Consider the following 15,852-nt stretch of genomic DNA (forward strand, 5'->3'; position numbering starts at 1 on the left):
GTTAATTATTAAATGGGGTCGAAAAATCAAAAACAAGGGGAATGGGTGTATCACAGTTTAAATGTGCAACAGCTTATCATGTGATTGAAAATCTGAATAAGGTTGGCGGTTCACAACGAAGAATCAATGAAGCTCAAGCTTATTTATGGATGGGACAGGTAGAAAAAGCGAAACAGCTTTTTGCAAATCTGACAAAAAAAGCCACACAGAATTTCTGCGTATATCTCAACAAACACGCCTGCACGCATCGTTAATTACCACTATTATCAGTCCAATAAGATTTGTTCGATTGGCTCGGGTGCTGTGGAATCAGCAATCAAACAAATTGGTCGTCGTATCAAAATTTCTGGCGCACAATGGAATAAGCAAAATGTCCCGCAAGTCTTGGCTCATCGAGTAGCTTACTTAAATGGAATGATTGGTGTCAATCTCAAAGCAGCAGCTTAAATTATCATCAGTATTTATACTGAGCGCATAACTGTTATGCTCCCTTTTTACCCAACGGTTGAGGGCTGACAATTTACATCCGTTGGTTAGTTCAAAGTCTAAGGATTGGAGGGGAGCAATCTCAGCTTTTTTGTACAGGATCGCAGGTGGCTATGCACGGGTTTTGACCTATTTTACCTGTTTATCACGGCGACTTTGCTCTCGCTCGCGCGAGCGAAACCTTTCGCGACGCAATATGCGATCGATTATTCAGCAAGCCCTATTTAGACTCTAAATTTGCCACGGATGTAGAGTCTAAGATAGGAGATTGTCCGCGCGACATTAACCGATTATCACTATTAGCTACCACTGACAAAGACCTAACTTTTTGTGAGAAACTTAATTTTACAATTAAAAAAAAAACAGTTAAAACAACGAGGCAAAAAAGATCCTCCGATGCTTGCTGGTTGGATTTATTATCTGGTTTTAAAATTGTTAAACTCTATTCTCGATCATCCTAAGATTTAATTGCTCACAGTAAATCCGGCTTAGAATAGTATTATTGGTTTGGTTAAATACCTTAAAGTGTAGGGCTTGGCCAGTGATGAAGCAGCGGGTTTGGTGATTGCTCGTCGAGGTATGAGATTGTCTGGAAAAATATCAGGTTCCAAACGTGCTGTGTTGAGTTCACCTCAACACAGCACGTTTGGAACCTGTGGAATCAAGTGAATAATAAAATCAAGCATTCCGCTATGGTGGTAACAAATACACATACTTACTATTCACTCTCTAACTGGGATTTCCTCGCAAACCCCGAGCGCAGTCGAAGGGAAGCGCAAGCATTAGCGAAGAATGCTTAAGAAACTTAGACAGCCTAGTTTTTCCTGGTTTGTCTGGATCTTTTGAAGCTGAGGCACTGCAAACCAAAATTTTTTATACAGGAATAAAAAAAATGAGCGTCAATCGATCGGAGGAAATTCCTCAAGAGCTTTTTGCGGGTGGTGGCGAGATGGGGGCGCTGATCCGATCGCACGATTGGTCGCTTTCCCCTCTGGGCGCTGTCGAGAAATGGTCGCAAAGCTTAAAAACCGCAATGGGGATTGTCTTGGGTTCCCGCTACCCCATGTTCATCTGGTGGGGACACCAAATGATTAACCTCTACAACGACGCTTACATCCCTATCCTGGGTAAGCGTCATCCTGCGGCATTGGGTGAATCTGCGTTTAATCTCTGGGCAGACGTTTGGGAGGTCGTTGGAGCTCAAGCTGAAGCCGTCTTAAATGAAGGCAAATCGTCATGGAATAAAGAAGCTTTGCTGATTGTGGAGCGAAACGGGTATCCAGAGGAGACCTACTTCACCTTCTCCTACAGTCCTGTTCCCGGCGATGATGGCAGACCGGGCGGTGTGTTTGGCGCTGTCAGCGAAGAAACTGAGCGGGTGTTGAACGATCGCCGCTTGAGGACGCTGCGTGAATTAGGCGCAGAAACAATCACCGCCAAGACGGTAGAAGCCGCCTGCCTTGTTTCCGCCACCGCATTGACCTCTAACGCCTGTGACATCCCGTTTGCGCTGCTGTATCTCCTCGATGCCGATCGCACTCAAGCACGACTTGCAGGCACAACAAGGTTAGCCGCCGGAACCACCGCCAGCCCAGAAGCGATCGTTCTGACATCCCCTGAAACGTCCCAAGGGTGGCAACTGAGGCAAGTCGTGGAGATCGGTGAAAGCAAGATTGTTGAGGATTTAGAAGCGCGATTTGGACTTTTACCGGGCGGCGCATGGCCCCAATCTCCCCATCAAGCGGTCATTCTACCACTGGCTCGATCGGGAGAAACCTTCGGGTTCTTGATTGCCGGAGTGAGTCCAGTCAGAGTGTTTGATGATGATTACAAAGGCTTTTTTGACTCGATCGCAGGGCAGGTGACAACAGCCATCTCCAATGCCCGCACTTATGAACAAGAGCGGAAACGACTTGAAGCACTGGCAGAGATCGATCGCGCCAAAACGGTTTTCTTCAGTAACGTCAGCGATGAATTTCGGACTCCCCTCACCCTGATATTGGGTTCAACTGAGGAGGCTCTCACCGATCGAAACGTGCCGCTACCGGCTGCGCATCGAGAACGGATGGAGGTAATGCAGCGCAACGGGCAACGGTTGCTGAAGCTGGTGAACGCGCTACTCGATTTCAGGGGCATTGAAGCTGGAGCCGACGACTACTTGACTAAGCCGTTTTCTGATCGTGAATTGTTAGCACGAGTGGAAACAAATGTCGAGCTGGCGCAACTGCGACGGGAAGCAATCCAGCAGGAACACGTGCTGCGACGACAACCAGAAACAGCTCACCAGCAGGTTGAAAGCATTCTCTCTAGCATCAGTGATGGTTTCTTTGCTCTCGATCGCAACTGGCACTACACCTACGTCAACGATCGCTTGTGCGAAATTGTTTTTAAGCAGCGAGAAGAACTGCTCGGTTATAACCATTGGGACTTGTTTCCCAATACCGTTGACACCGATGTTTACCTTCAGTTCCATCGGGCCATGAGCGAACAAACGCCCATCCAGTTTGAGTATTTTTATCTGCCCTGGAATCGCTGGTTTGAGTACCGGGTTTACCCCTCGGCCGATGGGCTGACCATTTTTGCAACTGACATTACCGATCGCAAGCAGGCGGAACTCGTGCTAGTCGAGCAGAAGAGACTGCTGGAGTTGACCGCCTCAGGACGCCCGCTGGACGAATGTCTTTCATCCCTGTGTGCCTCCGTGTCCAAGCTAAATCCGCGCACGCGAGCCTGCATCCTGGTAGCCGATGCCGAGCGAATGACGTTTCCCTACTCCATCACCCCGGGTTTTGAGCCGTCATTCGCTCAAGGACTCAAGGATGCCCCGATTAATGAGCTTGCCATCGGTACGTGCGGCGAGGCAGTGTATTCCGGCACACCTGTCACCTGTGCGGACATCGCCAGCGACGATCGCTGGTCGCAAGGATGGCGAGACTTATGCGTGGCTCACGGCGTGCTGGCGTGTCATTCCGCCCCCATACAGGGCACAGACAACGTGCCCCTTGGTTCTCTGATGCTGTGCTTCGACGAGGCGCGGATGCCGACTGATTTGGAGTATCGACTGTCCGACTTCGCCACCCAAGTCGGCACTATCGTATTCGATCGCGATCGATCGAGCCTTGCCTTGCGCGAATCCGAAGAGCGTCTGCGTCGGGCGATCGCGATCGAAACGGTCGGGGTCATTTTCTTCAAAACCGACGGTACTATCACCGAAACCAACGATGCTTTCCTCCGCATGAGCGGCTACAGCCGTGAGGATACTGAGCAAGGATTGGTGCGCTGGGACACAATGACACCGCCGGAGTGGATGCCCCATTCCCTGATAGCAGTCGAGGAGTTTGAAGCAACCGGGCGCACGACTCCTTATGAAAAGGAATACATCCGCAAAGACGGCTCGCGCTGGTGGGCATTGTTCGCTGCGAGGCAGTTCAATGAAGCAGAGGGCGTGGAATTTATCATTGACATTACCGATCGCAAACAAGCAGAAGTTGAACTGCGCGATAGTGAAGTTCGCTTTCGGCAAATGGCAGATACCGCTCCTGTTCTGATCTGGATGTCTGGAACTGATAAACTCTGTAATTACTTTAATCAGCCGTGGCTAGACTTTACTGGACGGACGGTGGAGCAAGAAATGGGTAATGGTTGGTTAGAAGGAGTCCATCCCGATGATTGCCAACATTGCTTAGATACTTATGTCACTGCCTTTGATGCTCGGCAACAGTTTCAGATGGAATATCGCCTCAGGCGCTTTGATGGAGTCCACCGTTGGTTTCTAGACACAGGAGTCCCCCGGTTTACATTAGAAGGCGATTTCCTGGGCTACATCGGTTCCTGTATTGACATCACCGATCGCTTCCAAGCAGAAGTCGCATTGCGCCACAGTGAATCCCGCCTCCGTCTGATGATTGAGAGTGCAAAAGATTACGCCATATTCACTCTCGATCTCAATGGCACGATTGCTACTTGGAATTCTGGCGCCCAAAGGGTTTTGGGCTACACAGACGCAGAGGCGATCGGCTGCCACGGTAGCATCATGTTCACGCCCGAAGACAAGGAACAGGGACGAGCAGAGAAGGAGAGGCAAATTGCTCTGACCCAGGGACAAGTAGAGAACGAACGCTGGCATTTGCGGAAAGACGGCAGCCGCTTTTGGGCGAGCGGTTTAATGATGCCGTTACAGGATGAAACGGGCAACACGCAAGGATTTGTTAATATCTTGCAGGACAAGACCGCGCAGCGACAGGCAAACCAACGGCTACACCTGCTGTATGAAATGACCAGTGATTTGCTTGCCACCGAACAACCCCTAGCGCTGATGAACACCTTGTTTAGCAAGCTCTCAGCCCAGCTAGACCTGCATTGTTACTACAACTTCTTAGTTGAGGAGAAAGACAATCGGCAAAAGCTGCATCTGAGCAACTTTAGTGGGATTTCTGAGGAAGTGGCAGCAATGATGGAATGGATCGACTTCGGTCAACACATCTGTGGACTGGTTGCCCGCGATAGGCGGCAAATTGTTGTCGATCGAGAGCAACTTGCCACTAATCCTCATGCTCAAATTATCCGCTCAATGGGTATTACCGCTTATGCCGCTCAACCGCTGATTGCTCGGGGACGGTTATTGGGCACGCTCTCGTTCGGCAGTCTGACCCGGACTTGCTTTACTTCAGAAGAAATTGACCTGTTGCAAGTAACCTGCGATCAGGTAGCGATCGCTCTGGAACGGGTCAACCTGACAACTTCATTACAGCAGCAAGCAGAGCAGTTGCTCCAAGCCAACCGTATCAAAGACGAGTTTCTGGCTGTATTGTCCCACGAGCTGCGATCGCCCCTCAATCCCATTTTGGGGTGGTCAAAGCTCCTACAAGTTCGCAAGTTCGACGAAGCGAAGACGGCACAAGCCCTCGCCACGATTGAACGGAACGCCAAGTTGCAATCGGAATTGATTGAAGACTTGCTCGATGTCTCCCGGATTTTGCAAGGGAAGCTCAGCCTGAATCCCACTTCGATCAATTTGGCATCGACTATAACAACGGCGCTCGAAACAGTGCGGCTGGCGGCCGGGGCCAAATCTATTGCGGTAGAGGTCAGCCTGGATTCCAACGTGGGTGCTGTGTCAGGCGATCCAACCCGCTTGCAGCAAGTGGTGTGGAATCTGCTTTCCAATGCTGTTAAATTTACCCCCGCAGGCGGTCGGGTTGAGGTGCGATTAGAGCAAGTGGGTAATCAAGCTCAAATCACCATCAGCGACAACGGCAAGGGCATTCCTCAAGAGTTTCTGCCACACGTCTTTGACTACTTCCGCCAAGCCGATAGTGCCACGACGCGGAAGTTTGGGGGATTGGGATTAGGATTGGCGATCGTTCGTTACCTAGTTGAGCTACATGGCGGAACGGTTCAGGCAGACAGCCCTGGTGAAGAGTTAGGAGCCACATTTACCGTCAGACTGCCCCTGATGCCAATTGAGCCAGGCGTCAACGATCGGGAGCAATGTTCTGAGGCATCCCTGACTTTGGAAGGCGTTCAAGTTTTAGTGGTCGATGATGATACCGATACAAGGGAGTTTCTGGTTTTTCTGTTGCAGCAGGCTCAGGCAAGCGTCATCTGGGCCAACTCAGCAGGCGAAGCTTTGGCGGCGTTAATGGAATTTAAGCCAGACGTGCTGCTGAGCGATATTGGGATGCCAGATACGGATGGCTATATGCTGCTGCGCCAAGTGAGAGCTTTACCACCAGAGCAAGGTGGGCAAATTCCCGCGATCGCCTTAACTGCCTATGCGGGGGATGTTAATCAGCAGCAAGCGCTTGCTGCTGGGTTCCAAAGGCATATTGCCAAGCCCGTTGAACCGGATGAACTGATTGGGGCGATCGTTAATCTGATTAGACGGACTGAATAGGACTGAAACGCCAGTCAGCCGACCTTCTCTGCTATGGGTTACGTCCTTCTAGGGAAAGTGTTTACTGCGCTCACACTCAATAGGAGGAGTTTTCTACCGATAACGCCTAACTCCTCCTAGCAGTAAAAAACCTACATCTGTCAGGGGAGACGGGAGAGGAGGCCACCGATTAGCTATTACCGATTAACAATTACCGCTTTGAGTCGATTAATATCAACTTTAGTTATTAACTAATTGTGACAGTATGAGCGAACAAGCTAGCGAGCTAATCAAGCAAGGGATTTCGCAATATCAGGCACGCCAATTTGAGGCGGCGCTGGATTCTTGGCAGGAAGCGCTGGGGCTGTATCGCTCAATGGACGATAAGCGGCGATCGGGTGCGGCGCTGGGAAATATGGGCGTAGCTTACGAAGCGCTGGGAAATTATGCTCAGGCGATCGACTGCTACCAGCAGCATTTGGTGTTAGCGCGGGAAATTGGCGATCGCCGGGGTGAGGCGAATGCTTTGGGAAATCTGGGCAATGCTTGCTGTGCTCTGGAGGATTTTTCTAGTGCTATTGATTACCAGCAACAGCGTTTGGCTATCGCGCGGGAAACTGGCGACGGGCGCTCTGAGCTGGAAACTTTGGGCAATTTGGCGCTAGCTTGCGATGCTAATGGAGATTTGCCTGGTGCGATCGAATGTTATCACCAGCAGTTGTCAATCGCGCGCGCCAGCAAGGACGATCGCAGTGAGCGCAATGCTCTCAAGAATTTGAAGCTCGGTTACAAGTATTTAGCAGATTACGAGAAGGCTAACCAGTACCGGCAGCAGCAATTGGCGATCGTCCGGGAACTGTTTTTTACTGATAAAAATAAGAATTTTGTACACCTTGCAGAAACAGTTGGTTTGAATCTGGTTGAGGATTTTGCCGGGGCTAATTTAAGCGGTTTTGACTTGCACTACGCTGATTTTAACGGTGCGGATTTGCGCGAAACAAATTTCCAGGGCGCAGATTTGACCTTGGCGGATCTCAGCGGTGCTTTGCTGAGCGCTGCTATTTTAATTGATGCTAATTTGTGCAATGCTAATTTGCGGGATGCTGAACTCAGCAGCGCTAATTTAAGCGGTGCTGATTTGCGAACCAAGCTGCCCCGGGCTAATTTGAGCCGTGCTAATTTAACAGGCGCAAATTTGAGCAGTGGTTATTTACCGAATGCTATTTTGGTAGATGCAAATTTGACTGAAGCTAATTTAAAAAATGCTGATTTGAGCGGTGTAGATTTGAGCGGGGCGATTTTAAAGGGGGCTGATTTGAGCCGCGCTGATTTAAAAAATGTGGTGGTTAAAAATGCGAACTTTTCTGGTTGTCTGGGAATTTCGGAAGCGGTGAAGGTTGAATTGACCGCACGGGGTGGGATTTTTGAGTAGCATTGGAAATGTTGGTAATTGTAGAGGGTAACAAAAGCTATGACTGCCGTAACTGCAAAACGATTTTCGATCGCCGAATATCACCGTTTGGGAGAACTGGGATTTTTCGCCCCCGATGAGCGAGTTGAATTGATTCGCGGAGAAATTATCATTATGGCTGCGAAAGGTAGGCTGCACTCTTTTTGTAACAGTCTTTTAGTTGAGGAGTTAATCATTTTACTGGCAAGACGCTCTCGCGTGCGCGCACAAGAGCCAATTATTTTGTCTGAGGATAGCGAACCAGAGCCTGATGTTGTTATTGCCCGCAATCGAGCCGATCGTTATTTATCTTCTCACCCGCAGCCTGCTGATATTTTGTTGGTAATTGAGGTTTCGGATTCTACGTTGAAGTACGATCGCGCAACCAAGTTATCTCTCTATGCTGAGACTGGGATTTCTAATTATTGGATATTGAATTTGGTTGATAATCAACTGGAAATGTACAGCGAACCTTATCAGAAACAAAACGGGAGTTATAGTTATCAATTGCAACGAGTTGTGTTGCCAAATCAGACGGTAGTAATTCCTGGTTTTCCCGAGTTGTCTCTAGATTTGTCTTCGGTATTTCCGGCGCAGATTGGTGAGTAAAAAATCGGACTCGACCGCACATATTTTTATTCAGTAATTAAAGAGCGATCGAGCTTTTTTCGATGATATAATGTAAAAATGCGATGGCTACGCCCCGGCTTGCGCCTACGCACGAAGCATAAAACTAGCACTATCATCCAAAAGAATTTGGTTTGTGGCCCCGGATTTATTCGGGGGAGAAATCTAAAATCTAAAATCTAAAATCTAAAATCTAAAATCAGATGATCGCTCAAACTCTCGCCCCGCCGGAACAAATCGTCCACCTATCGGGTATCAGTTGGCAAACCTACGAAACTTTGCTTGCCGAAATCGGCGATAGGCAAATTCGACTGACATATAATCGCGGCAATCTTGAAATTATGGTACCCTCCCCAGAACACGAACTTTACAAAAAAGTAATGGGTCGATTTGTTGAAACCCTAGCAGAAGAATTGGAACTCAACATTGCACCCCGTGGTTCTACCACATTCAAGCGTCCTGAACTTAGCGGTGTAGAACCGGATGAATGTTTTTACATCCAGAATCTTAGTGCAATTAAAGGCAAAAAAAGAATCGACATGAATCAAGATCCACCGCCGGATTTAGTGGTGGAAATTGATATTACCAGCCGTTCGGAAAATAGCTTGCAGGTTTATGCGGATCTGGGAGTGCCGGAAGTTTGGATTTATAATGGATCGCGACTTAGAATCAACAGATTAGAAAATGGAGAATACGTTGAGTGCGATCGTAGCTTAGCATTTCCCAGCTTACCGATATTAGAGATTGTCAGATTTTTGGAACAAGCAGAAACAATGGACTATTTGGAATTAGTGAAAGCATTTCGGAATTGGGTAAAAAGCCAAATTCAGCAAAACCCATGAAGGGCGGATAAACAAAATTTCCAGTTTCAATGGATAAAAAAATGCTGTAGTGTGATAGATTAAAAATTAGGCACTCCTCAAAATCTCCATCACAGTCTGGCAAAGCCAGCACATCTACCGATATGCGATCGCTAGAGTCTCACAACAAATACCCAGATTGCTTGTGGATGCAATTAGAAGCAATTCCAGTTCCATCGGTTGCAGCCCAAACCCAGCAGTTCGACATTCACTTGAGCCTGAATTTTAACGAGCATTGGGAACCCCTGCTAGGTGGTCGCGTCAAATTTGGTCTGCAAGGCGGGACGCTCAATCTTTATCTAGAAAATTGCGAAATTCCCGTAGCATCGCGTCAGTTAGTCGGTTCTTTCAAGCTTTTGCCAATAGAAGAAACCCTGCCGATAAAAAATAGTGCAGAAGTTTTAGTGAGCGAAAATCAGCGGGGACTTCAGGGCGGCGAGAATCCGCAAAAAAGCAAGGAAACAGAGATTATATTTTGTCAAGTTTCCACAATAAGCAATGATACAACGCCAGCTTGGATTTTTGCAGTAGAACAGGGCAAATCAGTATTAAAAGGTTTGCTAAAAAGTGCTAAGCTAGGAGAAGTAGCTGCCAAAGAATTTCGGATGGCAGCGGCTTTTGAAGTGGCTAAAGAAGATATTTATCTCACAGATGCGGAGGGTTTATGGCCGCACGATATCACGCCAAATCAACATTCTGTTTTAGAAAGAATCCTGACTGTATATTTGCAAGCAAATAAACTCCAGCCAGCTATCAGTTGGGCGCTATTTTCCTACAATTTGCCTCCGGTTGAACCGCGCGAAGTGGAAATTGTCCCGGAAGCTGAATCGGAATTGCAGGAAATGGTCGATCGCGTTATCTCCGCTGAAACAGACAACTTTGTGGAGTTGGCAATTTTTGCCAATCTCAATCCAGCACTGGATTTCGCGGGTAGCAGCTTGCGCGGAACGACTTTAAGTGGAGTGGATTTTAGCAGCGCAAATCTCGATCGGGCAAATTTCCGGGGTGCAAACTTAAGCGATGCCGATTTCAGCGACGCCAACCTGCAAAATGCCAAATTCGGCGGTGCAGATTTGAGCGGCGCTTTCTTAGGAAATGCTGATTTAAGCGGCGCAGATTTGCACAAAGCAAGTCTGGCTTTAGCTAACCTCAGCGGTGCCAATTTGAGCGGCGCAAATCTGCTGGAAGTGAACTTAACAAATACTAATTTCAGCGGTGCGAATGTCGAGGCAGCCAGATTCGGGAACAATTCAGGAATCGATGAGGAGATGCAGGTGAATCTACAGCAGCGAGGCGCAATTTTTGAAGAGGTTTAGCCCGTAAGTGCGACATCCCTTTCATCCATCTTTCCACAAAAAGGGCGATGGGGATGTAAATAGTAAAATTTACTCTAGTTTACTGCTTGTGATATAATTGAGTAAAAATCTTTGTAATTACCAATTGCTAAGATAATGCAAGCTGAAAAAATATCAATTTCCTTATCACAATCGCTACTACAGTTTATTGAAACTTACAAAATTGCTAAAGGATGCAAATCGCCCTCCCAAGTAATTGAAGTAGCTTTGGAATTGCTGCGAAATCAAGAATTAGAATCTGCTTACCGACAAGCATCTAGTGAAGTAGACTCCGCTTGGGATGTAACAGTTGCCGATGGATTGACAGATGAAACGTGGTGAAATTTACTACGCTAATCTCAGTCCTACGGTTGGTTCTGAGATAGATAAACGCCGTCCCGTATTGGTGGTGAGCAATGACGCTAATAACCGTGCTGCCAATACAGTTACAATTCTACCAATTACCTCTAATATAACCCGTGTCTACCCTTTCGAGGTGTTGCTAAATCCAGAGGATAGCGGTTTGCCCAAACCTTCTAAAGTGCAAGCACAGCAAGTACGGACAATTTCTAAACAGCGAATCAGCAGCGATGCAGTAGGAAGTTTGAGTGAGGGAATCATGCAGTTGGTAAATGCTGCTCTCAAACTGCATTTAGAGGTTGATTAAGTGTCATATATCCGCAACAGAACTTTTTCGGCGTTGCTGATCCGAAGTATGAAAACACAAACCAGATCCCCGACTTCTTTCTTGCCACTCGGATTTTCACTGACTGAATTTGATTCAGAAGTCGGGGATCTGCCGGAAATCCTACCGTTATTCAGCAACGCCGTCTACAGCGCGATCGCCCTTTTATCCATATCCGTCGATCGTGGCACGGGCCTCTCGCCTGTGCTTCTGAATCGGGTCAAAAAGAGCGATCGAACTTCCAAACAAATTATCCTTCATCCTCCGACTTTACAGGAGCACGCCCAGAAATCACAATAAATCCCACAGACTCAAGAGTCATGTGCGGGTGGCGAATTCCAGCTAAAACCGCTTGACTCAACAAACTTTCCGTACTGATTTCATCAGCCAAAACCGATGCTAAAGCTTGTTCGGATTTAGAAAGTCGATTCAAGCGCAATTGCAATTGATTTACCCGGTTTTCGAGTTGGATTGCAGCACTGACAGCAGATCGATCGCACATTTCCACAAAAGCCGATCGCCCGCGCAGCAATTCCTCCGATACCAACCGTCCCTTTTGACAAAAATCATCCCATTCTAGCGGATCGACAAAACTGTCAATCAGCGACGTGCGATTTTTCGACAAATTGTAATCCCGATTCGGCCCGCCTTTCCCCTTATAAGCCCGCTGCAAAATCGCCAGAAGTTCCGCATCCTCCACCAGAGACATCGGCTCGCTGCGAGCATCTACAAACACAGTTTCAAAAGTTTGCAGAAACAGAGCATCAGCGCGGCGCTGCAAAGCTTTCAAGTTGTAATTTTCGATGTTTTGTGCTTGCAACACTTGCTCGGCCGGCTGCACGTCAGTCTGGATTGAATAATTAAACTGGAAGCCGAACCACTCCTTCCCAGGCGCAGCATCCCAACTTTCATCATGCCGCCACATAGCAAAAGCTTGACCCCGATCGTCCCAGCGAATATAAGAGCCAAGTGCATCGATCAATCCCTCACCAATTCGGTAAAGAGCGACATCCGCATTCTGATAAGCAATACGGCGATTGTAACTGCCATATTGCTGGCAATAAGGAATCAATCTGGTTCTCAAATCGTTCGAGGGAATCAACGTTTTTTGAGTAGGTTGATAGCGCAGCAGCCCCGATATACTCGGATGTTCGATTTGTTTGAAGTGAAGAGCTTGACACAACCAACCTTCAGTCGCCCGCTGCATTTCTTTATGCTTAGCATCGCAGTTGTCGAGAGATTCAAAATACTGAGATGCACTGTCATCAAGAGTATCAATTTCATCGAGAACGTACTGTTCGTCAATCTTGATTTTCTCTTGTTCGATTTCAGTTTTAATCGCTTCAATTTCGCTGGATAAGCCCTTGCCTCCCTCAGCAAACAACTTTTCTTCCAGTTTGAGAATTTTTTCCTCAGCATAAAACTGAAGGCTGGCAATAGATTTGTTGAAGATATCAAACCCATCTTTTAAAACTTGAAACCAAGCTTCGTGGGGACTCTCTGGCAAATCCGGGCCTGCAAACACACAAAATTGCACTCCCATTTTGCTGCCAATGCGATCGACTCTGCCGAGTCTTTGTTCTAACTGGTTGGGAAACCACGGCAAATCGAAGTGAATTAACCAATCTGTCAATTGCAGGTTTACCCCTACTTCCGCCGATCGATCGCACACTAAGATAAAACAATGCGGCTCAGTCTTAAACCGCTTGAGACTAGCCTCAACATCATCAGCCGATTTGCTCGTGTCATGGCTGGCGATCGCATTTTTACCAAAGATTTTAGCTAAATTTTCTGCAATCTCTTTGCAAGTTGCCGTAAAACTGGTAAAAATCACAATTTTCGGGAAACGCTCGCCCGGAATCGGTCGTTTAATTTGCTGTTGAATTCTCGACAGCAAATCGCGAGGATTGCTGTGATACTCGCGCGGAACCTTCAAAGCAACTGCCAAAAATCGGAGAATGGCGATTCGTAACAAACTCAGTCGATCGAGCCCTTCCTGGGGCTTTTCCAGGGTGTTGAGCAAGGTTTCCAGCATTTCCCTTTCTTCGGGAAACAGCGCAGTTTTGGTCAAAATCGCCGTGTCGTTTTGTCCAAATTCGCGATCGAGTTCTGGAGTCGATTTTTTCTGCAAGCGAGCTTTGACAACCCGTTCTAAAACACTCAGCCAAGTACCAGAAGCGCGGAAAAACAGCAGAAAAATTCTCTGATATTCGCTCGACTTGGGAGCGAGTGTGCGCCATTTATCGAGTACAGTTTGAATTTCCGACCACTGTTCATCATTCAGATCGTACTCGGTTTTGGGGACAGCATCTCGGTCGAAAATCACATCCTCAACCGCATCGCGGCGGTTGCGAAGGATGCGGCGATGCAGGCGGTAGGTATCGCTAACGTGAGTGCGAATAGTTCGGACAAGGCGAGCCTGTTCTGCGGTTTCTTTAGTTTTCAAACAACTTTCTAACTCTGTTGCTAATCCGATTAAATAATCATCTTTTGCAAAAAGAGTGCGGAGTTGAGTGAGTTTTGTTTGCACAACAGCAGGCTTGGCATTTTCTCGGAAATCCAGCAAAGCGCGGCCGATTTCTTGACGGTTTTGCACCTGTTCTTTGAAGCTTTCCAGATCGTCTTGACGGTAAGTTGTGGGATCGAGCAAGTGCAGCATCGTTAGAAAATCTTGCTCGCTGCCGAGAACTGGCGTTGCAGATAATAACAATAAATTTTTGCTTTTGTGAGCGAGTTTCTGACAAAGTTCAAAGGACTGCTGCTGAGCGCGATCGCTCGAATTTGCCATTGCCGCCACATCATGCGCTTCATCAACAATCAGAAAATCCAGGTTAGCGTTGCGGCTAATTTGATTGATTTCGCTAACAGCAACAAGCTGCACTCGGTCAGCAAAATGAGACAAATAGAATTTATTTTCCAACTCCTGCCGCCACTGTTCGAGCAAATATTTCGGAACCAGTACCACAGCGCGTCCGTTGGGTTCATCTAGCAGAAATTGGCGGAGAATTGTGCCGGCTTCTACTGTTTTTCCCAGTCCTGGTTCGTCGGCCAATAAATAGCGCACGATTGGGTCTTCTAGGACGCGCCGGACGACTTCAACTTGGTGCGGGTAGAGGTCTATGTTAGCAGAAATTAAACCAGTCATGCCGCGGCTGACGGCCCGCTGTTCGATCGCAGATTGAACGAATGCCAATCGGCGATCGTGAAAATACGGCGTTTCTTGGCCTTTGACTGCTAAAATGTCGATCGGATCGGCGATCGGGATATTGCAGCGAACGTAAAGTTCGGTTTCGACAGCTTGCAAACTTTGGCTGTCGGGCAGGTCAATTTCGTACTCTAATTTATCTTCATCCCAGTCATAAACTCGCCCAATTATCCATCTTTCCTGAGTTGTACTCCAGAGGTAGCAGCGGGTTTGGCGCTGAAGTCTAGCTTCTTGCAGTAGACTTAAGAGCACAGTTTTGCGGATGCGGTTTTTAACTGAGCAAAAATATTCAACTACGGCATCAGTACGCGATACCTCGACAACTTTTCCGACTCCCAAATCGTTTCTGGGCGATCGAACTAACGAACCAACATCAATCATAGTTTTAGCCTGATAACATTTACTAGAATACAGCAAATCCTTTCACGTTAAAAAAATTAGCAAAAGGCGATTTTTGCCTGCGTCACTTTTCTAGTCAAATGACAGTAAATCTAGTATTCTCAAAACAATAAGTTTAGCATGGTAAATAACATTTTGGGAAGTTAATAAATATGCTGGCAGCGAATAAGAATAAGTAATTACGAGGAAGGAAAAATAACGCCTGCATTACCGGATTCCCATTTCGGATATTTCTGCATAACACTGCTATAAATTTCCGACTCTGTAAACCCTGCTAACCAAGCTTGTAGCTGCGGCCAAGGCTGTTCGTTGAACCAAGCTCGATCGGTATGAGCGAATTGACGAACAAAAGGTGCGATCGCCATATCAGCTAATGCTACATTGTTACCAAACAAATATTTAGTGACGCTTAACTTTGCATTTAGTTTGTCCAGGAATAAAGAACCTTCATAGCGATGTACTTGAGCATCAACATCTGCATAACGATCGGGGTACTTATAACGGTCAAGATGATATTTAAACCTATCATCAAATAGAGCGATTAGTTCCAGCATTTCTGTAACAGAACCTTGCTGTGGCATCAACCATTTTTCAGGATCGTGTTGTCTCAATGCCCACAACATGATATCGATACTTTGATCGAGTACGCGCCCGTCAACATCAATCAATATTGGTACCGTACCTTTTGCCGATACCTCCAACATCTCTTGTGGTTTGTCTCGCAAAACAACTTCCCGCAACTCACACACCCGATTGCTAACCATCAAGGCCAATCGCACGCGCATAGCATAGGGACAGCGGCGAAAGGAATACAAAATCGGATATGTTGCTGACATATAATTAGTCGATCGCACGATCGGGTTTTTCGGGTCCCAAACCCGGTTTCTTGGTATATTTCTCGTCGCCAAACAAGATTTTTCGTCGAAACGGG

At 47.2% G+C, this 15,852-nt stretch carries 10 protein-coding genes and 3 pseudogenes; 11 read left to right on the forward strand and 2 right to left on the reverse strand.

The window, feature by feature from the left end; translation table 11 throughout:
• Nucleotides 1-74: 74 nt before the first annotated feature.
• The 11 genes and pseudogenes from QUA20_RS02910 to QUA20_RS02950 all read left to right on the forward strand — a co-directional run.
• Nucleotides 75-447 (forward strand): annotated as a pseudogene (locus QUA20_RS02910) (ISKra4 family transposase); the annotation flags it as partial.
• Between the two features lie 1,126 nt (nucleotides 448-1,573).
• Nucleotides 1,574-2,572 (forward strand): annotated as a pseudogene (locus tag QUA20_RS31915) (GAF domain-containing protein); the annotation flags it as partial.
• Between the two features lie 45 nt (nucleotides 2,573-2,617).
• Nucleotides 2,618-2,719: pseudogene (locus QUA20_RS31920) on the forward strand (DNA-binding response regulator); the annotation flags it as partial.
• A 21-nt stretch (nucleotides 2,720-2,740) separates the two neighbouring features.
• Nucleotides 2,741-6,382, forward strand: coding sequence for a PAS domain S-box protein (locus tag QUA20_RS02915; RefSeq protein WP_445304642.1), 3,642 nt, complete (start codon nucleotides 2,741-2,743; stop codon nucleotides 6,380-6,382).
• Between the two features lie 244 nt (nucleotides 6,383-6,626).
• Nucleotides 6,627-7,793 (forward strand): pentapeptide repeat-containing protein, encoded by a 1,167-nt coding sequence (locus QUA20_RS02920; RefSeq protein WP_333185255.1) that lies wholly within the window; start codon nucleotides 6,627-6,629, stop codon nucleotides 7,791-7,793.
• 39 nt (nucleotides 7,794-7,832) lie between these two features.
• A complete protein-coding gene (locus tag QUA20_RS02925; RefSeq protein WP_333185257.1) occupies nucleotides 7,833-8,420 on the forward strand; it encodes a Uma2 family endonuclease in 588 nt (195 codons plus the stop codon).
• Between the two features lie 221 nt (nucleotides 8,421-8,641).
• Complete coding sequence (locus tag QUA20_RS02930) at nucleotides 8,642-9,280, forward strand: Uma2 family endonuclease (protein WP_333185259.1); 639 nt, start codon at nucleotides 8,642-8,644, stop codon at nucleotides 9,278-9,280.
• Nucleotides 9,281-9,447: 167 nt separating this feature from the next.
• Nucleotides 9,448-10,614 (forward strand): pentapeptide repeat-containing protein, encoded by a 1,167-nt coding sequence (locus QUA20_RS02935; protein ID WP_333185261.1) that lies wholly within the window; start codon nucleotides 9,448-9,450, stop codon nucleotides 10,612-10,614.
• A gap of 135 nt (nucleotides 10,615-10,749) precedes the next feature.
• Entirely contained in the window at nucleotides 10,750-10,974 is a 225-nt protein-coding gene (locus tag QUA20_RS02940) for a CopG family transcriptional regulator (RefSeq protein WP_333185262.1), read from the forward strand.
• Nucleotides 10,961-11,299 carry a type II toxin-antitoxin system PemK/MazF family toxin gene (locus QUA20_RS02945; RefSeq protein WP_333185264.1) on the forward strand — a complete coding sequence of 113 codons (339 nt, stop codon included), beginning with the start codon at nucleotides 10,961-10,963 and terminating at the stop codon, nucleotides 11,297-11,299. Before QUA20_RS02940 ends, QUA20_RS02945 begins: the two co-directional genes overlap by 14 nt.
• A gap of 48 nt (nucleotides 11,300-11,347) precedes the next feature.
• A complete protein-coding gene (locus QUA20_RS02950) occupies nucleotides 11,348-11,617 on the forward strand; it encodes a hypothetical protein (protein WP_333185267.1) in 270 nt (89 codons plus the stop codon).
• On the opposite strand, the gene dpdE is transcribed toward QUA20_RS02950, so the two are convergent.
• Nucleotides 11,568-14,903: a protein DpdE gene (gene dpdE, locus QUA20_RS02955; RefSeq protein WP_333185269.1), complete on the reverse strand. Its 3,336-nt coding sequence runs from the start codon at nucleotides 14,901-14,903 to the stop codon at nucleotides 11,568-11,570. The genes QUA20_RS02950 and dpdE overlap by 50 nt on opposite strands.
• A 197-nt stretch (nucleotides 14,904-15,100) precedes the next feature.
• Complete coding sequence (locus tag QUA20_RS02960; protein ID WP_333185270.1) at nucleotides 15,101-15,829, reverse strand: glutathione S-transferase; 729 nt, start codon at nucleotides 15,827-15,829, stop codon at nucleotides 15,101-15,103.
• Nucleotides 15,830-15,852: the final 23 nt, after the last annotated feature.

Origin of the sequence: Microcoleus sp. Pol7_A1 (genome assembly GCF_036701085.1) — a bacterium.
GTDB classification, from domain to species: domain Bacteria; phylum Cyanobacteriota; class Cyanobacteriia; order Cyanobacteriales; family Microcoleaceae; genus Microcoleus; species Microcoleus asticus.